The 20,091-nt window shown below is 72.3% G+C and carries 19 protein-coding genes; 17 read left to right on the top strand and 2 right to left on the bottom strand.

What is annotated here, in order from left to right:
- Positions 1-6 precede the first annotated feature (6 nt).
- From lpdA to QM792_RS12390, 3 genes are read left to right on the top strand one after another with little or no spacing between them, the layout of a single operon-like run.
- Positions 7-1,437, top strand: coding sequence for a dihydrolipoyl dehydrogenase (lpdA, locus tag QM792_RS12400; RefSeq protein WP_415150391.1), 1,431 nt, complete (start codon positions 7-9; stop codon positions 1,435-1,437).
- Between the two features lie 11 nt (positions 1,438-1,448).
- Positions 1,449-2,546, top strand: coding sequence for a cell division protein ZapE (gene zapE / locus QM792_RS12395; RefSeq protein ID WP_415150389.1), 1,098 nt, complete (start codon positions 1,449-1,451; stop codon positions 2,544-2,546).
- A gap of 2 nt (positions 2,547-2,548) precedes the next feature.
- On the top strand, positions 2,549-3,127 hold the full coding sequence (locus QM792_RS12390; protein WP_415150388.1) for a hypothetical protein: 579 nt from the start codon (positions 2,549-2,551) through the stop codon (positions 3,125-3,127).
- Between the two features lie 11 nt (positions 3,128-3,138).
- On the opposite strand, the gene QM792_RS12385 is transcribed toward QM792_RS12390, so the two are convergent.
- Positions 3,139-3,906, bottom strand: coding sequence for a PP2C family protein-serine/threonine phosphatase (locus QM792_RS12385; protein WP_415150387.1), 768 nt, complete (start codon positions 3,904-3,906; stop codon positions 3,139-3,141).
- A gap of 80 nt (positions 3,907-3,986) precedes the next feature.
- On the opposite strand from QM792_RS12385, the gene QM792_RS12380 reads away from it, so the two are divergent.
- A complete protein-coding gene (locus QM792_RS12380) occupies positions 3,987-4,190 on the top strand; it encodes a YdcH family protein (RefSeq protein WP_415150386.1) in 204 nt (67 codons plus the stop codon).
- On the top strand, positions 4,187-6,199 hold the full coding sequence (locus QM792_RS12375) for an ATP-dependent DNA helicase (RefSeq protein ID WP_415150385.1): 2,013 nt from the start codon (positions 4,187-4,189) through the stop codon (positions 6,197-6,199). The genes QM792_RS12380 and QM792_RS12375 overlap by 4 nt, the downstream gene beginning before the upstream one ends.
- A gap of 1 nt (position 6,200) precedes the next feature.
- On the opposite strand, the gene QM792_RS12370 is transcribed toward QM792_RS12375, so the two are convergent.
- Complete coding sequence (locus QM792_RS12370) at positions 6,201-7,004, bottom strand: outer membrane protein assembly factor BamD (RefSeq protein WP_415151622.1); 804 nt, start codon at positions 7,002-7,004, stop codon at positions 6,201-6,203.
- Positions 7,005-7,051: 47 nt separating this feature from the next.
- On the opposite strand from QM792_RS12370, the gene QM792_RS12365 reads away from it, so the two are divergent.
- From QM792_RS12365 to der, 12 genes are all read left to right on the top strand, one after another.
- Positions 7,052-8,035, top strand: coding sequence for an RluA family pseudouridine synthase (locus tag QM792_RS12365; protein ID WP_415150383.1), 984 nt, complete (start codon positions 7,052-7,054; stop codon positions 8,033-8,035).
- Between the two features lie 190 nt (positions 8,036-8,225).
- Positions 8,226-8,945: an SMC-Scp complex subunit ScpB gene (gene scpB / locus QM792_RS12360; protein WP_415150382.1), complete on the top strand. Its 720-nt coding sequence runs from the start codon at positions 8,226-8,228 to the stop codon at positions 8,943-8,945.
- Positions 8,946-8,992: 47 nt separating this feature from the next.
- Entirely contained in the window at positions 8,993-10,825 is a 1,833-nt protein-coding gene (locus QM792_RS12355; protein WP_415150380.1) for a pseudouridine synthase, read from the top strand.
- Positions 10,826-10,906: 81 nt separating this feature from the next.
- Entirely contained in the window at positions 10,907-11,332 is a 426-nt protein-coding gene (gene ndk, locus QM792_RS12350) for a nucleoside-diphosphate kinase (RefSeq protein ID WP_415150378.1), read from the top strand.
- Positions 11,333-11,339: 7 nt separating this feature from the next.
- Positions 11,340-12,464, top strand: coding sequence for a 23S rRNA (adenine(2503)-C(2))-methyltransferase RlmN (rlmN, locus tag QM792_RS12345; RefSeq protein WP_415150376.1), 1,125 nt, complete (start codon positions 11,340-11,342; stop codon positions 12,462-12,464).
- Positions 12,461-13,273, top strand: coding sequence for a type IV pilus biogenesis/stability protein PilW (pilW, locus tag QM792_RS12340; RefSeq protein ID WP_415150375.1), 813 nt, complete (start codon positions 12,461-12,463; stop codon positions 13,271-13,273). The genes rlmN and pilW overlap by 4 nt, the downstream gene beginning before the upstream one ends.
- Positions 13,266-14,126 (top strand): helix-turn-helix domain-containing protein, encoded by an 861-nt coding sequence (locus tag QM792_RS12335; protein WP_415150373.1) that lies wholly within the window; start codon positions 13,266-13,268, stop codon positions 14,124-14,126. Before pilW ends, QM792_RS12335 begins: the two co-directional genes overlap by 8 nt.
- A complete protein-coding gene (gene ispG / locus QM792_RS12330) occupies positions 14,123-15,412 on the top strand; it encodes a flavodoxin-dependent (E)-4-hydroxy-3-methylbut-2-enyl-diphosphate synthase (protein ID WP_415150371.1) in 1,290 nt (429 codons plus the stop codon). The genes QM792_RS12335 and ispG overlap by 4 nt, the downstream gene beginning before the upstream one ends.
- Positions 15,413-15,448: 36 nt before the next feature.
- Entirely contained in the window at positions 15,449-16,759 is a 1,311-nt protein-coding gene (gene hisS / locus QM792_RS12325) for a histidine--tRNA ligase (RefSeq protein ID WP_415150369.1), read from the top strand.
- Between the two features lie 36 nt (positions 16,760-16,795).
- A complete protein-coding gene (locus QM792_RS12320) occupies positions 16,796-17,464 on the top strand; it encodes a YfgM family protein (RefSeq protein WP_415150367.1) in 669 nt (222 codons plus the stop codon).
- Positions 17,461-18,585: an outer membrane protein assembly factor BamB gene (gene bamB, locus QM792_RS12315; protein WP_415150365.1), complete on the top strand. Its 1,125-nt coding sequence runs from the start codon at positions 17,461-17,463 to the stop codon at positions 18,583-18,585. The genes QM792_RS12320 and bamB overlap by 4 nt, the downstream gene beginning before the upstream one ends.
- Before the next feature lie 92 nt (positions 18,586-18,677).
- A complete protein-coding gene (gene der, locus QM792_RS12310; protein ID WP_415150363.1) occupies positions 18,678-20,009 on the top strand; it encodes a ribosome biogenesis GTPase Der in 1,332 nt (443 codons plus the stop codon).
- The last annotated feature ends 82 nt before the right edge of the window (positions 20,010-20,091 follow it).

Below are 20,091 nucleotides of genomic sequence, written 5' to 3'. Positions count from 1 at the left end.
GGCACGATGAGCACCAGACAATTCGACGTCGTCGTGATCGGCGGCGGCCCGGGCGGCTACATCGCGGCGATCCGCGCGGCGCAACTGGGCGCCAGCGTCGCCTGCATCGACGAGTGGAAGAACGACAAGGGCGGCCCGGCGCCGGGCGGCACCTGCACCAACGTCGGCTGCATCCCGAGCAAGGCGCTGCTGCAATCGAGCGAGCACTACGAGCAGGCCGCGCACCACTTCGGCGAGCACGGCATCAGCCTCACGAACCTGAAGATGGACGTGGCCAAAATGGTCGCGCGCAAGAACACCGTCGTGAAGCAGAACAACGACGGCATCCTGTACCTCTTCAAGAAGAACAAGGTGACCTTCTTCCACGGCCGCGGCTCGTTCGTGAAAGCGGGTGAGGGTGGTTATGAGATTGCGGTCGCGGGTACGGCGAACGAATCGCTGCTCGCCAAGCACGTGATCGTCGCCACCGGCTCGAACGCGCGCGCGCTGCCGGGCGCGCCCTTCGACGAGGAGCAGATCCTCTCCAACGACGGCGCGCTGCGTATCCCCGCGGTGCCCAAGCGGCTCGGCGTGGTGGGCTCGGGCGTGATCGGCCTGGAGATGGGCTCGGTGTGGCGCCGCCTCGGCGCCGAGGTCACCATCCTCGAGGCGCTGCCCGGCTTCCTCGGCGCGGCCGACGAGCAGGTGGCCAAGGAGGCGCACAAGGCCTTCGTCAAGCAGGGCCTGAAGTTCGAGTTCGGCGTCAGGATCGGCGAGGTCAAGGCCGGCAAGAAGGGCGTCGCCATCGCCTACGCCAACGCCAAGGGCGAGGCGCAGACGCTGGAGGTCGACAAGCTGATCGTCTCGATCGGCCGCGTGCCCAACACCGTCGGCCTGAACCCCGAGACCGTCGGTCTGAAGCTCGACGAGCGCGGCGCGATCGTCGTCGACGACGAATGCCGCACCAACCTGCCCAACGTCTGGGCGGTGGGCGACGTGGTGCGCGGGCCGATGCTCGCGCACAAGGCCGAGGAAGAGGGCGTCGCGGTGGCCGAGCGCATCGCCGGCCAGCACGGCCACGTGAACTTCGGCACCATTCCCTGGGTGATCTACACCAGCCCGGAGATCGCCTGGGTCGGCCAGACCGAGCAGCAGCTCAAGGCCGCCGGCCGCGCCTACAAGGCCGGCAGCTTCCCGTTCATGGCCAACGGCCGCGCGCGCGCGCTCGGCGACACCACCGGCTTCGTCAAGTTCCTCGCCGACGCGGCCACCGACGAGATCCTCGGCGTGCACATCGTCGGGCCGTTCGCCTCGGAGCTGATCGCCGAGGCGGTGGTGGCGATGGAGTTCAAGGCCAGCGCCGAGGACATCGCGCGCATCTGCCATGCGCACCCGTCGCTGTCCGAAGCGACGAAGGAAGCCGCCCTGGCGGTCGACAAGCGCACGCTGAACTTCTGATCGCGACGGGCATGGGCGTCCGCGCGCTGTACCAGCAGACGCTCGCCGAGCGCGGCTACGCGGCCGACCCGGCGCAGTTGCGCGCCGTGGCCGCCCTGGAGCGCTGCGAGAACGAGTGGATCGCCTACAAGGCGCGGCGCAGCAACGCGATCACCAAGCTGATCGCGCGCCCGCCGATCCCGCGCGGCGTGTACATGTACGGCGGCGTGGGCCGGGGCAAGAGCTTCCTGATGGACTGCTTCTTCGTCTCGGTGCCGCTGACGCGCAAGACGCGGCTGCACTTCCACGAGTTCATGCGCGAGGTGCACCGCGAGCTGCAGGATCTCAAGGGCGTGGTCAACCCGCTGCAGGAGCTGGGCGCGCGCATCGCGCGGCGGCACCGGCTGATCTGCTTCGACGAGTTCCACGTCGCCGACGTGACCGACGCGATGATCCTGCACCGCCTGCTCGAAGCGCTGTTCGAGAACCGCGTCAGCATCGTGACGACCTCGAACTTCCACCCCGACGCGCTGTACCCGAACGGCCTGCACCGCGACCGCATCCTGCCGGCGATCGAGCTGCTCAAGCGCCGGCTCGAGGTCATCGACGTCGACAACGGCACCGACTACCGGCGCCGCACGCTGGAGCACGTCGAGCTCTACCACTGCCCGCTCGGCCCCGAGGCGGACGCGGCGATGGACGAGGCCTTCGATCGGCTCGCCGAGGCGCGCGACGAGGATCCGGTGCTGCGCATCGAGCACCGCGAGCTGCGCGCGCGGCGCCGCGCCGGCGGCGTGGTGTGGTTCGACTTCAAGGTGCTGTGCGGCGGGCCGCGCTCGCAGAACGACTACCTCGAGATCGCCACGCAGTTCCACACCGTGCTGCTGTCGGGCGTGCCGCGCATGCCGCTGCGCATGGCCTCCGAGGCGCGCCGCTTCACCTGGCTGGTCGACGTGCTGTACGACCGGCGCTGCAAGCTGATCCTGTCGGCCGAGGTGCCCGCCGAGCAGCTCTACACCGAGGGACCGCTGGCGCACGAGTTCCCGCGCACGGTGTCGCGGCTGGCCGAGATGCAGTCGGCCGAGTTCCTGGCGCTGGACCGCCGCGCCGTCGACACCTCGCTGACCTGACGATGAGGCCGCTGCTCGCCGCCGCCTGCCTGCTGCTCGCCGCGCTCGCGCCGGCGCACGCCGACGACGCCGTGGCCGAGCGCAAGCGCATCGCGCACGAGCGCGCGCAGGCCGACGCGCGGCTGCGCGCGCAGCGCGAGGAATGCCAGCAGCGCTTCGCGGTGACGGCCTGCGTCGACGCGGCGCGCGGCGATCACCGCGAGGTGACGCAGCGGCTGCGCCGCGAGGAAAGCGTGCTCGACGAGGCGCAGCGCCGCCAGCGCGCCACGGCGCGGCTGGCCGCCATCGAGGCGAAGCAGCGCGCCGAGCGCGAACGCGCCAGCGCCCCGCGCGCCGCGCGGACCGCCGAGCCGCACGAACCCCGGCCGCCGCGCCCGCCGCGCGAGCCGAAGGCGGCGCGCGCGCCGGCCCCGGCGGTGTCGCCGGCCGAGCGCGCCGCGCAGGAGGCGCGCAAGCGCGAGCGCGCCGAGGCCCACCAGCGCGAGGCGCAAAGGCACCGCGAGCAGGCCGAGCGGCGCCGCGCCGAGCGCGAGAAGAAGGGCAAGCCGGCCGCGCCGCTGCCCGACCCGGCCGCGCGCTGACGCGGCGCCCGTCAGCCGAGCGGATCGACGCGGATCAGCGCGAGCGAGAGGTTGTCGCCGCCGCCGCGGGCGCGCTGGCGCGCCTTGCTGACCAGCATCTCGCTGGCCTCGCGCGGCGCCAGGGCATGCACGATCGCGCCCAGCTCGCGCGGCGTGAAGTAATGCCACAGGCCGTCGCTGCAGCACAGCACGCTGTCGCCCACCTCCAGCCGCTCGATGTGGCCGATGCTGATCGGCGGGTCCTGGTGCGTGCCCAGGCAGCCGGTCAGCAGGTTCGACTGCGGGTGGTTGTTGGCGTCCTCCTCGCTGATCGAGCCCTCGGAGACGAGGCGCTGCACGTAGGAGTGGTCGACCGTGCGCGTGAGCATGTCGGAGCCGCGGAAGTGGTAGACGCGCGAATCGCCGGCATGCACGTAGTGGCACTCGCGCGTGGGGCCGATGATGCAGGCGGCCACCGTGCTGTGCGGCTCCTCCTCGGAGGTGATCGCGGTCAGCTTGATCATCAGGTGCGCTTCCAGCACCAGTTGCTTGAGCGCCTCGGCCGCGTCGTCGCGGTTGACGGCGAAGCGCTCGAAGATCTGCTGCGCGGTCAGGATCACCTGGTCGGCGGCCTTGCGCCCGCCGCTCTTGCCGCCCATGCCGTCGGCCAGCACCGCCATCACGCAGCCGGGCACGCGCTGGTGCGGGATGATCTGCACCTGGTCCTGCTGGTAGGCCCGGTCGCCGCGGTGGATGCCGGTGGCGGCGGACAGACGGTAGCCGGCGGTCGTGGTGCTCATGGCCGAAAACTATAATCGCTGATCCGTCCCGCTCCGGGGCGATTTCTGCGACCTAAGGCCTGTTCCGCCGTGGCGCGTCGATGGACGACAACCTGCATTCCCTGCCGCGTCGACTGATCGAGCTGCGCATCGAGCACGCCGACCTCGACGACCTGATCGACCGCGCCACCATCGAGCATCCCGGCGACGAGCTGGCGATGCGTCGCCTGAAGAAGCGCCGCCTGGCGCTGCGCGACATGATCGCCCGCCTCGAGGCCGAGCTCGAACCTCCCGAGCCGGCATGACGGCGGAGCCCGCCGACGCCGTGCCCGGCCTCGCCGCCGCCTCGCGCCGGGCGCTGTCGGGCGCGGGCGCGCTGGCCCAGGCCGACGAGCGCCACGTCGAGCGCGAGGTGCAGTTGCGCATGGCCGAGGCGGTGGCCGAGGCGATCGAATCGCGCGCCGCGCTGGTGGCCGAGGCCGGCACCGGCGTCGGCAAGACCTTCGCCTACCTCGTGCCGACGCTGCTGTCGGGCGCGCGCGCGCTGGTCAGCACCGCCACCAAGAGCCTGCAGGACCAGCTCTTCCTGCGCGACATCCCGCGCCTGCGCGACGCGCTGCAACTGCCGGTGAGCGTGGCGCTGCTCAAGGGCCGCGCCAGCTACCTGTGCCTGCACCGCATGAAGCAGGCGCGCCAGTCGGCCACGCTGCCCGACCGCTGGGCGGTGCGCACGCTCGCCAAGGTCGAGCAGTGGTCGCAGGCCACGCGCAGCGGCGACCTCGCCGAGATGGACGGCCTGGACGAGCGCAGCAGCGTGATCCCGCTGGTGACCTCGACGCGCGAGAACTGCCTGGGCAGCGAGTGCGCCGACTTCCGCGCCTGCCACGTCGTCAGGGCGCGCCGCGAGGCGATGGCGGCCGACGTGGTGGTGGTCAACCACCACCTGTTCTTCGCCGACCTGGCGCTGCGCGACAGCGGCGTGGCCGAACTGCTGCCCAGCGTCGAGGTGGCGGTGTTCGACGAGGCGCACCAGTTGCCCGAGGCCGGCGTGCAGTTCCTCGGCACCACGCTGTCGACCGCGCAGGCGCTGGACTTCTCGCGCGACCTGCTCGGCCTGGGCCTGCAACTGGCGCGCGGGCTGGCCAAGTGGCAGGAGCTCGCCGCCGCGGTCGAGAAGGCGGCGCGCGAGCTGCGCCTGGCCGCCGCCGGGCCGCTGCGCGATCTGCGCGGCACGCTCAAGCTGCGCTGGGACGAACGTGCGAAGCGCGAGGACTTCGTCGCCGCGCTCGCCGAACTCGGCCGCGCGGCGGACGCGGCCGGGCAGGCGCTGGACGGCGTGGCCGAGCTTTCGCCCGATCTGGTCAAGCTCGCCGAGCGCGCCGGCACGCTGGCCACGCTGGCCGGCCGCTTCGCCGACGAGGCGGCCACCGGCCGGGTGCGCTGGATCGACGTCTCGCCGCACCAGGCGCGGCTGGTCGAGTCGCCGCTGGACATCCGCGAGGCGCTGGCCGAGCAGATGGGCAACGCCCGCAAAGCCTGGATATTCACCTCGGCGACGCTGGGCGAGGACGACGCGCTCGCCTGGTTCACCGAGCAGGCCGGCCTGGAGGCGGCGCGCACGCTGCGCGTGGGCAGCCCGTTCGACTACGCGGCGCACGCGCGGCTGTACATCCCGGCCGGCATGCCCAAGCCGAACGAGCCGGCGCATCCGGCCGCGGTGGCGACGCTGGCCTCGCGCTTCGCGCGCGTGCTGGGCGGCCGCAGCTTCGTGCTGACCACCACGCTGCGCGCCTTGCAGGCGATCGCCGAGCAGTTGCGCGCCGAGTTCGAGGCGGCCGGCGACACGCTGCGCGTGCTGCAGCAGGGCGAGGCGCCCAAGCGCGCGCTGATGCAGCGCTTCCTCGCCGAGCCGCGCTCGGTGCTGGTCGGCTCGCAGAGCTTCTGGGAGGGCATCGACGTGCCCGGCGACGCGCTGCAATGCGTGCTGATCGACAAGCTGCCGTTCCCGCCGCCCAACGATCCGCTGGTCGAGGCGCGCGTCAAGCGCCTCGAGGCGCAGGGCCGCAACGCCTTCGCCGACTACTTCATCGCCGAGGCGGCGGTGTCGCTCAAGCAGGGCGCCGGGCGGCTGATCCGCAGCGAGACCGACCGCGGCCTGCTGGTGGTGTGCGATCCGCGCATGGCCGGCATGAACTACGGCCGGCGCCTGCGCGAAGCGCTGCCGCCGATGACGCGGGTGGCGAACGAAGCCGAGGCGAGCGCCTGGCTGGAGACGCTGGCGAGCGAACGCGAGCGCGAAGACGTGCCGTTCTGAGCTACCAGATCTTCCACCACGCCTTGTCGGGCGCGTTGCCGCTCTCGCCGGCGAAGCGGCTCTGCGGGAAGTTGGCTTCCAGCACGCGGCGCGCGTCGTCGCGCAGTTCGACCAGGCCGAGGCGGTCGTAGCTGCGCGACATGATCGCCAGCGCCTCCTCGGCGGCCGGCGAGTGCTGGAACTCCTGCACCGCCTGCTGCGCGCGGCTGGCCGCGGCCACGTAGGCGCCGCGCCGGAAGTAGTAGCGCGCCACGTGCACCTCGTAGGCCGCCAGCGAGTTGACGATGTAGTTCATGCGCACCTGCGCGTCCTCGGCGTAGATCGAGCGCGGGAACTGGTCGACGAGCTGCTTGAACGACTGGTACGAATCGCGCGCCGCCTGCTGGTCGCGCTCGGACAGGTCCTGCGCGGCGAACTTGCCGAGGATGCCGAGGTTGTCGTTGAAGTTGACCAGGCCCTGCAGGTACAGCGCGTAGTCCAGCCCGGGGCTGGACGGGTTGAGCTTGATGAAGCGCTCCAGCACCGATAGCGCCTCGGCCTTCTCGTTGCTGCGCCACAGCACGTAGGCGCGCTCGATCTGCGCCTGCTGCGCCAGCGGCGTGCCGGCGGCGCGGCCTTCGAGGCGCTCGTAGAGCTTGGCGGCGCGGTCGTAGGCGCCGGCCGAGGCCTCGTCCTTGGCCTCTGAATACAATTTCTCGGGCGACCAGTTGCTGCTCTCGTCCTTCGGGCCCGAGCCGCAGGCGGCCAGCAGCACGGTGGCTGTCACGAGGGCTGCACGCAGGCCCGGCAGGCCGATCCAAGGCATCACATTCATGGGCTGAGGCTAGCGCCGCGCTCGCGCGCGGACACGTCATGACAGAAGCGCCGGATTATAGGGAGCCGCCCCCGCAGGGCGAGGCCGACGCCGAGGTCGACGGCGACGGCGCGGCGGAGCGCCGCGAGGCGCCGGCCGGCCCCGAGTGGCACGGCCAGCGGCTCGACAAGCTGCTGGTGGCGATGGCGCCCGAGTTCTCGCGCAGCCACCTGCAAAGCCTGCTGGAGCGCGGCCTGGTGAGCGTCGACGGCGTGGCGGCGCGCGCGGCGGCGCAGAAACTGCGCGCCGGGCAGCGCATCGCGGTCGAGCTGGTCGGCACCGAGGAGAGCCGCGCCTTCCGGCCCGAGGCGATGGCGCTGGCCGTCGTGCACGAGGACGCGCAACTGCTGGTGCTCGACAAGCCGGCCGGCCTGGTCGTGCATCCGGCCGCGGGCCACTGGTCGGGCACGCTGCTCAACGGCCTGCTGGCGCACCACGCCGGCGCCGCCGCGTTGCCGCGCGCCGGCATCGTGCACCGGCTCGACAAGGACACCTCCGGCCTGATGGTGGTGGCCAAGACGCTGCCGGCGATGACCGCGCTGGTGCGCGCCATCGCCGCGCGCGAGGTGCAGCGCCGGTACCTCGCGATCTGCCACGGCGAGGTGGCCGAGGCGGCGTTCAGCGTCGACGCGCCGATCGGCCGCGACCCGAAGTCGCGCGTGCGCATGGCGGTGCTCGCCGCCGGCAAGCCGGCGCGCACCGACGTCGAACGCGTCGCGGCGCGCGACGGCTTCAGCGCGCTGCGCTGCACGCTGCACAGCGGCCGCACGCACCAGATCCGCGTGCACCTGGCCTCGCGCGGGCATCCGCTGGTGGCCGACGCGCTGTACGGCGGCGCGCCGGCGCTGGGCCTGACGCGCCAGGCGCTGCATGCCTTCCGGCTCGGCTTCGTGCACCCGATCGACGGGCGCCCCCTGCAATTCGAGGCCGCGCCGCCGGCCGATCTGGCGCCCGCCTGGCGCGCGCTGGGCGGGTCGGGTTGACGGCGGGTACAATGCGCGCCATCCCTCCAGCCCGAGCGGGCCGGCCGCCGCGAACCGCGGCCCCTGGCCGCTCCGGCTGCCAGGCCCCCTGAGGCGGTCCACCGAGGCGCCTCAGCCCCCGCCGGCGCGATATGCGCGGCCCACTTGCCAGACCAGCCGGCTACCCCCGGCCGAGGATTTGACAGGATCCATGAATACACAGGATGCGAAGCGCGTCCTCGAGACCGCGCTCATCTGCGCCAGCCAGCCCATGCCCCTGCGCGAGATGCGCACGCTGTTCAACGACGAGCTGGGGCCGGACACGCTGCGCGCCCTGCTCGACGAACTCACGCGCGACTGGGAAGACCGCGGCGTCGAGCTGGTGGCGCTGGCCCATGGCTGGCGCTTCCAGAGCCGGCCCGAGATGCGCGAGTTCCTCGACCGCCTGAACCCCGAGAAGCCGCCGAAGTATTCGCGCGCCGTGATGGAGACGCTGGCCATCATCGCCTACCGCCAGCCGGTGACACGCGGCGACATCGAGGAGATCCGCGGCGTCACCGTCGCGAGCCAGATCATCAAGCAGCTCGAAGACCGCGGCTGGGTCGAGGCGATCGGCTACCGCGAGGCGCCGGGCCGGCCGGCGCTGCTGGCCACGACGCGCCAGTTCCTCGACGACCTCGGCCTGGCCAGCCTGGAGCAACTGCCGATGATCGATGGCGCGCCCGCCGCCGGCGCGATGCTCGCCGAGGCGCTGCCCGACGACGAGCAGCCCTCGCTGATCGACGCACAGGCGGCGCTGGCGCTGGAAGCGCCGGCCGACGCTGCCGAAGCGCTCCCCCCCGAAATGTCCCCCGAAGTTCTCCCCGAAGCCCTCTCCGACGAGAGCGACCCTGCGGCCGACGACGCCGCGCCGATGGAACCGCAAGCATGAATCTCCCGCCCGAGTCCCAGCCCGAAGCTCCCGCAGAGGATCTCGCCGTGACGCCCGAGGCCGCCAAGCCGGTGCGCCGGCGCCGCACGGCCGCCGCGCCGGCGAGCGCCGAGGGCGAGGCCCCAGCCGAAGGCGGCGAAGTCGCCGTCGAGGCGGCGCCCAAGCCGCGCCGGCGCCGCAAGGAGGCGGCCGAGGCCGCGCCGCAGGAGGCCGCGTCCGTCGTGAGCGAGGCGCCGCCCGTGGCGCCGGCGGCCGAGCCCGTGGCGGCAGCGCCGGCGGCCTATGCAGGCGAGGGCGGTGATGGCGAAGAAAGCAGCGACGGCGAAGGCGGCGACAGCAGCGAAAGCGGCGAAGGCAGCGGCCGCCGCCGCAACCGCCGCAACCGGCGCGACCGCCGCCGCGGCGAAGGCGGCGACGCGGCGACGCCCGAAGCGGCCGCGGCCGCCACCGGCGAAGTGTTCGCCGAGGTGCTGTCGGGTGCGTTCGACGCGCAGGCCGACGCCGAGGTGGCGCCGGCCGACGGGCCCGCCGAGGCCGCGGAAGCCGCTGGATCCGACGCCACCGCCGAAGACGGCGGCGAGGCCGAGCCGCACAAGCGCGTGCTGGCGCCCGAGCCCGACGCGCCCAAACTGCAGAAGGTGCTGGCGCAGTCCGGCGTCGGCTCGCGCCGCGACATGGAGCAGATGATCGAGGACGGCCGCATCACCGTGAACGGCGAGCCGGCGCACGTCGGCCAGCGCATCTCGTTCGGCGACCGCATCGCGCTCGACGGCAAGCCGGTCAAGGTGCGCATCCAGCCGCCGCCGGCGCGCGTGATCGCGTACCACAAGCCGGTCGGCGAGGTCGTCACGCACGACGATCCGCAGCAGCGCCCCACCGTGTTCCGCCGCCTGCCGCGCCTGCAGCAGGGCAAGTGGCAGTCGGTCGGCCGGCTCGACATCAACACCGAGGGCCTGCTGCTGTTCACCACCTCGGGCGAACTGGCCAACCAGTTGATGCACCCGCGCTTCGGCGTCGAGCGCGAGTACGCGGTGCGCGTGCTGGGCATGCTGGAGCCGGAAGCCAAGGCCCGGCTGCTCGAAGGCGTCGAGATCGAGGGCCAGACGGCCGCCTTCCGTGCCATCGAGGACGGCGGCGGCGAGGGCGTCAACCACTGGTACCGCGTCGTCATCACCGAAGGCCGCAACCGCGAGGTGCGCAAGCTGTTCGACGCGGTGGGCCTGACGGTCAGCCGGCTGATCCGCATCCGCTACGGCAACGTGGTGCTGCCGCGCGGGCTCAAGCGCGGCGTGTGGGTCGACCTCGGGCCGGAAGACGTGCGCGCGATCCGGCGCCTGGCCGGCGGCGGCCCGCGCGACGGGCAGCCGCAGCAACAGCAGCGCGGCGACGAGCGCCGCGACGGCCGCAACAAGCAGCGCAACAACAACGAGCGCGGCGCGCGGCCGAACAACGAACGCGGCCAGCGCGGCCCGGCGCAGCCGCAACAGCAGCCGCCGCAGCGCGAGCACGCCGACTTCGACGACGAGGACGGGCTGGACATCGACCCGATGAAGATACCGAACCCGCTCGAACAGACCTTCGACAAGCGCTTCGTGCAGAACCCGCGCAGCCGCGTCGGCGGGCGCGGCTTCGCGTTCGGCGGCGGCGGCTTCGGCGCGGGCGGCAGCGGCCAGCAGCCCGGCGGCGGCGGTGGCGGCGGCAAGAAGGGCGGCCCCAAGCAGCCCGACCCGATGCAGACCTCGGTGGGCTACATCGGCGCCGACGCCTTCCACCGCAAGAACCGCGGCGGGCGCAGTGGCGGGGGTGGTGGCGGTGGCGGCGGCGGTGGCCGGGGCGGTGGCAACTACGGCGGCGGCGGGGGCCGCCGCGGCGGGCGCTGAGGCGCGTCGTCACGCGCCGCGCGAACGCCGCGGGCTACAATTCGAAGCTTTGCCAAGTTGTTGATTTCAGGAGAAGAATTCATGGCCATCGAACGCACCCTTTCGATCATCAAGCCCGATGCCGTGGCGAAGAACGTCATCGGCCAGATCTACGCCCGCTTCGAGGGCGCCGGGCTGAAGATCGCCGCGGCCAAGCTGGTGCATCTGTCGCGCGCCGACGCCGAGCAGTTCTACGCGGTGCACAAGGCGCGTCCGTTCTTCAAGGACCTGGTGGACTTCATGATCTCCGGCCCGGTGATGATCCAGGTGCTCGAAGGCGAGAACGCGATCGCCAAGAACCGCGAGCTGATGGGCGCCACCGACCCGAAGAAGGCCGAGAAGGGCAGCATCCGCGCCGACTTCGCCGACAGCATCGACGCCAACGCGGTGCACGGCTCGGACGCGCCGGAAACCGCCGCCGTGGAAGTGGCTTTCTTCTTCCCCGGCATGAACGTCTACGCCCGCTGAACGCGCCATGGCCGTCAACCTGCTCGACTTCGACCTCGAGGGGCTGGCGGCCTGGTGCGAGGGCCTGGGCGAGAAGCGCTTCCGCGCCGTCCAGCTCTACCGCTGGATCCACCAGCGCGGCGAATCCGACTTCGAGAAGATGTCGGACCTGGCCAAGTCGCTGCGCGCCAAGCTCGCCGGCAGCGCCGAGGTGCGCGGCCTGCCGCTGATCGGCGAACACCGCTCGGCCGACGGCACGATCAAGTGGCTGTTCGACGTCGGCGGCGGCAACGCGGTCGAGAGCGTCTACATCCCCGAGGACGACCGCGGCACGCTGTGCGTGTCGTCGCAGGCCGGCTGCGCGGTCGGCTGCCGCTTCTGCAGCACCGGCCACCAGGGCTTCAGCCGCAACCTGACGAGCGGCGAGATCGTCGCCCAGCTCTGGTTCGCCGAGCACCGCCTGCGCGGCGCGGATGGTGAGCGCGTCATCGACAACGTCGTGATGATGGGCATGGGCGAGCCCTTGCAGAACTACGCCGCGCTGGTGCCCGCGCTGAAGACCATGCTCGACGACCATGCCTACGGCCTGTCGCGCCGGCGCGTGACGGTGTCGACCTCGGGCATGGTGGCGATGATCGACCGGCTGCGCGAGGATTGCCCGGTGGCGCTGGCCGTCTCGCTGCACGCGCCCGACGATGCGCTGCGCGACCAGCTCGTGCCGCTGAACCACAAGGACGGCATCGAGGCGCTGCTGGCCGCCTGCGTGCGCTACCTCGACGCCGCGCCGCGCGACTTCGTCACCTTCGAGTACTGCATGCTCGACGGCGTGAACGACGCGCCCGAGCAGGCGCAGGCGCTGGTGAGGCTGCTCAAGGGGCGCGTGCCCTGCAAGCTCAACCTGATCCCGTTCAACCCCTTCCCCGCCTCGGGCCTGAAGCGCTCGCCGCGCGAGCGCGTGACGGCGTTCGCCAGGGTGCTGCAGGACGCCGGCATCGTCACCACCGTGCGCAAGACGCGCGGCGACGACATCGACGCCGCCTGCGGCCAGCTCGCCGGCGAGGTGCAGGACCGCACGCGCGCGCACGAACGCATGCTGCGCGCGCCCGTCCGCCTGCCGACCCGCGGGGTTCCGCTTCAGGAGACCAAGGCATGAAGGGCATTGCCGCGCTGTGCTGCGCGACCCTGCTGGCCGCGCTGGCCGGCTGTTCGACGACGAGCACCACCACCACGGGCCCGATCAACGACGCGCGGCCGATCAAGCCGCAGCCCGGCAGCGAGGACCCCGACCCCGACCGCCGCGCGCGCACCCGGCTCGAACTGGCCGCGGCCTATTTCGCGAACAACCAGCCCGAGGTGGCGCTGCCCGAGGTGAACCGCGCGATCGCGGCCAACCCGAGCCTGGGCCAGGGCTACAACCTGCGCGGCCTGATCAACGCGGCGCTGGGCAACGACAGCGCCGCCGACAGCGACTTCCGCCGCGCGCTGTCGATCAACCCGCGCGACACCGACGCCTTGCAGAACTACGGCTGGTACCTGTGCCAGCACAACCGCCACGACGAGGCCAACGCGCAGTTCGCGCAGGCGCTGGCCCTGCCGGGGCGGCGCGACACGGCGCGCACCTGGCTCGCGCAGGGCGTGTGCCATGCGCGCGCCGGCAAGCTCGACGAGGCCGAGCAGGCCTTGCAGCGCTCCTACCAGATGGACCCGAACAACCCGTCCACCTCGGTCAACCTCGCCGAGGTGCTGCTGCGCCGCGGCGAGGCCGACCGCGCGCGCTTCCACATCCGGCGCGTCAACGCCAACACCAATTACGTCAGCGCGCAGACGCTGTGGCTGGCCGCGCGCATCGAGCGCCGCCTCGGCAACAACGCCGGCGTGAAGGACCTCGGCGAGCAACTGCTCAACCGCTTCCCCGAGACGCGCGAGGCCGTCGCTTTCCAGCGGGGGCGCTTCGATGAGTGATCCGTCCGTCGACAAGCCGGCCGCCGCCAGCGCCGGCGCGCTGATCCGCCAGGCGCGCCAGGCGCAGGGCCTGCACATCGCGGCGCTGGCCGCGTCCATCAAGGTGCCGCAGCGCAAGCTCGAGGCGCTGGAGGCCGACCGCTTCGACGAGCTGCCCGACGCCACCTTCACCCGCGCGCTCGCCCAGACGGTGTGCCGCTCGCTGAAGGTCGACCCGGCGCCGGTGCTGGCGCTGCTGCCGCAGCCGGCCGGCCACCGGCTGGAGCACGTGGCCGAAGGCATCAACGCGCCGTTCCGCGAGCGCCCCGGCGCGGCGGCCGGCGCCGACTGGTCGCTGCTCGGCTCGCCGGCGGTGTGGGCGCCGCTGCTGATCCTGCTGCTGGCCGCCGTCGTCTACTTCCTGCCCAAGGGCACGGTGACGCTGCCCACGCTGGGCGGCGCCGCCTCGGCGCCCGGCACGGCCACCTCGACGACCACGCCGCCGCCGGCCGACACGGCGCCCGCCGAGCAGAGCGCACCGGCCGCCGAAGCCGCCGCGTCGGTGGTGGTGGAGACGGTGCACTCCGCGCCCGCCGCGCCCGACGCCGCGGCGAGCACGCCCGGCGCCGCCGCCGAGGTGGCCGGCGTGCTGCAACTGCGCGCGTCGGCGGAATCCTGGGTCGAGGTGCTCGACGCACGTGGCGCGACGCTGCTGTCGCGCCTGCTGCAACCCGGCGAGACGGTCGGCATCGACGGCGCCGCGCCCTTCAAGCTGACGATCGGCAATGCCGCCGCGACGCAACTGACCTTCCGCGGCAAGGCCGTGGAATTGCCCGCGCCGCGCGACAACGTCGCGCGCCTGGAGCTGAAATGAACGCGCGTGAATCGCTCGAATCACTCGACGACTTCATCGCGCCGGCGCACCCGGCCGCGCGCCGCTCGCACCAGGCGGTGGTGCGCTGGGGCGCGCGCGAGGTGACGATCGGCGGCGGCGCGCCGGTGCGCGTGCAGGCGATGACCAACACCGACACCGTCGAGGTCATCGAGACCGCGATCCAGGTGAAGGAGTTGGCGATCGCCGGCTCGGAGCTGGTGCGCATCACCGTCAACACGCCCGAGGCGGCAGCGGCGGTGCCGCACATCCGCGAGCAGCTCGACCGCATGGGCATAGCCGTGCCGCTGGTCGGCGACTTCCACTACAACGGCCACCGCCTGCTGACCGAATTTCCGGCCTGCGCCGAGGCGCTGTCGAAGTACCGCATCAACCCCGGCAACGTCGGCAAGGGCGACAAGAAGGACAAGCAGTTCGCGCAGATGGTCGAGGCGGCGGCGAAGTACGCCAAGCCGGTGCGCATCGGCGTCAACTGGGGCAGCCTCGACCAGGAACTGCTCGCGCGCATGATGGACGACAACGCCCGCCTCGCCGAGCCGCACGAGCCGCAGCAGATCATGTACCGCGCCATCATCACCTCGGCGGTGGAGTCGGCGCGGCGCGCCGAGGAGATCGGCCTCGCGCCGGAGCAGATCATCCTGTCGTGCAAGATGAGCGGCGTGCAGGACCTGGTCAGCGTCTACCGCGCGCTGGCGCGGCGTTGCGACTACCCGCTGCACCTGGGCTTGACCGAAGCCGGCATGGGCACCAAGGGCACGGTGGCCTCCACCGCGGCGCTGGCGCTGCTGCTGCAGGACGGCATAGGCGACACCATCCGCGTCAGCCTGACGCCGCAGCCCGGCGAGGCGCGCACGCAGGAGGTGGTGGTGGCCCTCGAGATTCTGCAATCGCTGGGCCTGCGCTCCTTCAACCCGAGCGTCACCGCCTGCCCCGGCTGCGGCCGCACCACCAGCACCACCTTCCAGGAACTCGCCAAGCAGATCGACGACTTCCTGCGCGCGCAGATGCCGGTGTGGAAGAGCAAGTACCCCGGCGTCGAGACGATGAAGGTCGCGGTGATGGGCTGCATCGTCAACGGCCCGGGCGAGAGCAAGCATGCCGACATCGGCATCAGCCTGCCGGGCAACGGCGAGGCGCCGGCCGCGCCGGTGTTCATCGACGGCGAGAAGGCGCTGACGCTGCGCGGCGAGGGCATCGCGCAGGAGTTCCACCGCATCGTCGAGGACTACATCGAGAAGCGCTTCGGCGCCGCCGCCGCCGCGCCCTGAGGCGCCGCGGCTTCCCGCTTTCCACTTCGTTGCGACATGGCTGACATCCTGCGTGCCGTCAAGGGCATGAACGACATCCTGCCGGCCGGCGTGCCGCGCACCGACCGGCTGCCCGACTCGGCGCTGTGGTCGTGGTTCGAGACCACGGTGCGCGAGGTGCTGGGCCGCTACGGCTACCAGTACGTCGTGACGCCCATCGTCGAGCCGACGGCGCTGTTCGTGCGCGGGCTCGGCGAGGTGACCGACATCGTCGAGAAGGAGATGTACTCCTTCACCGACGCCATGAACGGCGACCAGCTCACGCTGCGCCCCGAGGCCACCGCCGGCATCGTGCGCGCGATGGTCGAGCACAACGCGCTGTACAACGGGCCGCTGCGGCTGTGGACGCTCGGGCCGATGTTCCGCCACGAGCGGCCGCAGAAGGGCCGCTACCGGCAGTTCCACCAGCTCGATGTCGAGGCGCTGGGTTTCGCCGGGCCCGACGTGGACGCCGAGATGATCCTGATGCTGCGCGCGCTGTGGCGCGCCCTCGGGCTGGAGATCGGGCGCCACGTGCGGCTGGAGCTGAACAGCCTGGGCCAGCCGGCCGAGCGCCTGGCGCACCGCGCCGCGCTGATCGCGCACTTCGAGGCGCACGCCGGCCAGCTCGACGAGGACGCGCGGCGCCGCCTGCACAGCAACCCGCTGCGCATCCTGGACAGCAAGAACCCGGCGATGCAGGCGCTGGTCGAAGCCGCGCCTCAACTGGGCGACTTCCTCGGCGCCGAATCGCGCGCGCACTTCGACGCGCTGCGCGCGGTGCTCGACGCGGCCGGGCTGGAATACCGCATCAACCCGCGCCTGGTGCGCGGCATGGACTACTACAACCTGACCGTGTTCGAGTGGGTTACCGACCAGCTCGGCTCGCAGGGCACGGTGTGCGGCGGCGGCCGCTACGACGGGCTGTTCGAGCAGCTCGGCGGCAAGCCGTCGCCCGCCGTCGGCTTCGGCCTGGGCATAGAGCGGCTGCTGCTGCTGTTGCAGGAGCTGAAGGTGGCGCAGCCCGCGTCGGCGCCAGCCGTCTACGCCGTGCTGCCAAGCGCGGCGGCGCTGCCGTGTGCGATGGCGGTGCTCGAGACCCTGCGCGCCGCCGGCATTGCCGTGCTGATGCACGCCGGCGGCGGCGGCATGAAGGCGCAGTTCAAGCGCGCCGGCGCCAGCGGCGCGCGCTACGCGCTGATCTTCGGCGATGACGAACTGGCGCGCGGCGAGGTGGCGCTGAAGGACTTGCGCGACGCCGCCGCCGTGCAGCGCAGCCTGCCGCTGGCCGGCGCCGCCGCCTGGGCCGCCGACCTCGCCAAAGCATAATCGCGCCTTTGCGCGCAGAACCGAACTTCCACCCTCATGGCCACGCATCTCGATCTCGAAGAACAGGAACAGGTCGCCCAGTTGAAGGCGTTCTGGAGCCAGTACGGCAACCTGATCACCTGGGCGCTGACCATCGTGCTCGCCGGCTTCGCGGCCTGGAACGGCTGGACCTGGTGGCAGCGCGACCAGGCCGTCAAGGCCGCGGCGATGTTCGACGAGTTGCAGAAGGCCGCCGACGCCGGCGATGCACCCAAGGCCGCCGGCATCTTCAACGACCTGAAGGAGCGTTTCGGCGGTACCGCCTTCGCTCAGCAGGGCGGGCTGCTGACCGCGCGCGTGCAGTTCGACAAGGGGCAGGCCGACGCCGCGCAGGCCACGCTGACCTGGGTGGCCGACAAGGCCAGCGAGAGCGAATACCGCAGCGTCGCCCGGCTGCGCCTGGCCGGCCTGCTGGCCGACCAGAAGAAGTACGACGAGGCGCTCAAGCAGCTCGACGGCGCCGCGAGCAAGGAATTCGAGGCGCTGGTGGCCGACCGCCGCGGCGACATCCTGCTCGCGCAGGGCAAGACCGACGAGGCCAAGGCCGCCTACCGCAAGGCCTGGGACACGATGGACCCGGCGGTGCAGTACCGCCGCCTGATCGACGCCAAGCTGACCGCGCTGGGCGCCGCGCCGCCGGCGGCGGCCGAGGGAGCCGCCAAGTGACGGCGCGCTGGCAAGTCCTGGCCGGCGCGCTGGCGCTGGCGCTGGCGCTGGCGGGCTGCTCCAGCGGGCCCGATCGTCCCAAACCCAAGCCCTACGAGGCCATCGCCGCGCCCATCGCCGGCAAGCAGGTCTGGTCGCAGCGCATCGGCGGCATCGACTTCCCGCTTTCCGTGGCGGCGCAAGGCGGCGTGTTCACCGTGGCCAGCGGCGACGGCACCGTCGCCGCCGTGCAGGCCGACACCGGCCGCGAAGTCTGGCGCACGAGCGTCGGCGGGCGCATCGCCGCCGGCGTCGGCAGCGACGGCCGCTACGCCGCGGTGGTCACGCGCGAGGGCGAGTTGGTGGTGCTCGACGGCGGCAAGCCGCTGTGGCGCAAGCCGGTGGGCACCAAGGTCGTGACCGCGCCGCTGGTGGCCGGCGAGCGCGTCTTCGTGCTCGGCGTCGACCGCCGCGTGGCCGCCTGGGACGCGCTCGACGGCCGCAAGCTGTGGCAGCAGCAGCGCCCGGGCGAGCCGCTGACGCTGGCGCAGGGCGGCGTGCTGGCGGCGTTCAAGAACACGCTGCTGGTCGGCCAGGGCCCGCGGCTGGCCGGGCTCGACCCGCTGAGCGGCAACGTGCGCTGGGAGGTGCCGGTGGCCTCGCCGCGCGGCACCAACGAGGTCGAGCGCATCGCCGACCTGGTGGCGCCGCTGGTGCGCCGCGGCGACAGCGTCTGCGCGCGCGCCTTCCAGTCGGCGGTGGGCTGCGTCGACGCCGAGCGCGGCAACCTGCAATGGAGCAAGAACGTCGGCGGTACCGAGGGCATCGCCGGCAACGAGCAAGTGGTGGTCGGCGCCGATGCGTCGGACCGCATCACCGCCTGGCAGGCCGCCGGCGGCGAGGTCGCCTGGAGCAGCGAAGCGCTGCTGTACCGCAGCCTGGGCGCGCCGCAGGTGGCCGGGCCGACGGCGGTGTTCGTCGACGGCGAGGGCATGGTGCACTGGCTCTCGCTGGCCAAGGGCCAGACGATGCTGCGCCTGCCGACCGACGGCTCGGCGCCCGCCGCGGCGCCGGCGGTGTCGGGCACGACGCTGCTCGTCGTCACGCGCAACGGCGGATTGCACGCCTTCCGCCCCGAGTAGATGACAGCCCCTCGCCGTTTCACGGCGATCCCCCGGGGGGATCGGCGACCGGCTTCGGAGCGGCCGGTCGCCGGTCGCCGGAGACCCGCGTCGTGAAACCCGTCATTGCCCTCGTGGGGCGGCCCAACGTCGGCAAGTCGACGCTGTTCAACCGCCTGACGAAGAGCCGCGACGCGATCGTCGCCGACTTCGCCGGGCTGACGCGCGACCGCCATTACGGCGACGGTCGCCTCGGCGAGCGCGAGTTCATCGTCATCGACACCGGCGGCTTCGAGCCGAGCGCCGAATCGGGCATCGTCCGCGAGATGGCGCGCCAGACGCGCCAGGCGGTGGCCGAGGCGGACGCGGTGGTCTTCGTCGTCGACGTGCGCGGCGGGCTCTCGGCGCAGGACCACGACATCGCGCGCTACCTGCGCAGCACCGGCAAGAAGATCCTGCTGGCGGCCAACAAGGCCGAGGGCATGGCCGATTCGCCGCTGCTCGGCGAGTTCTACGAACTCGGCCTGGGCGAGCCGCACCCGGTGTCGGCCGCGCACGGCCAGGGCGTGCGCAGCCTGACCGAAGCGGCGCTGGCCGACTGCGACTTCGGCGAGGAAGAGGGCGCCGAGCCCGACCCCGACGCGCCGATCCGCCTGGCCGTGGCGGGCCGGCCGAACGTCGGCAAGTCGACGCTGATCAACACCTGGCTGGGCGAGGAGCGCCTGGTCGCCTTCGACCTGCCGGGCACGACGCGCGACGCGATCCACGTGCCCTTCGAGCGCCACGGCCGCAGCTTCGAGCTGATCGACACCGCCGGGCTGCGCCGCAAGGGCAAGGTGTTCGAGGCGATCGAGAAGTTCTCGGTGGTCAAGACGCTGCAGGCCATCGCCGACGCCCACGTGGTGCTGCTGCTGCTCGACGCGACGCAGGGCGTGACCGACCAGGACGCGCACATCGCCGGCTACGTGCTCGACAGCGGCCGCGCGGTGGTGCTGGCGGTCAACAAGTGGGACGCGATCGACGACTACCAGAAGGAGCAGTTGCAGCGCTCGATCGAGCAGCGCCTGGCCTTCTTGAAATTCGCGCCGCTGCTCCACATCTCGGCGAAGAAGCGGCAAGGCCTGGGCCCGTTGTGGAAGGCGATCGCCGATGCGCATGCCTCGGCCACCTGCAAGATGCCCACGCCGGTGCTGACGCGGCTGCTGCACGAGGCGGTGGAGCACCAGGCGCCCAAGCGCGCCGGCATGTTCCGCCCCAAATTGAGGTACGCGCACCAAGGTGGGATGAACCCGCCGATCATCGTCATCCACGGCAATTCGCTCGAACACGTGACCGACTCGTACAAACGATTCCTCGAAGGGCGCTTTCGCGCGCACTTCAAGCTGGTCGGCACGCCGCTGAAGATCGAGATGCGCTCGTCGCGGAACCCGTTCGACGAGAAGTGATCGCAAGACTTCCGCGAGCGCGGTCAATGCGGAGATTCCACCGGGCCGCGAAATCCCTGTGTTAACGTCTCCCTCCTACGAA

It is taken from the genome of Piscinibacter sp., assembly GCF_047600445.1.
GTDB lineage: Bacteria > Pseudomonadota > Gammaproteobacteria > Burkholderiales > Burkholderiaceae_C > Piscinibacter.
This window is presented reverse-complemented; position numbering and strand designations above follow the sequence as displayed.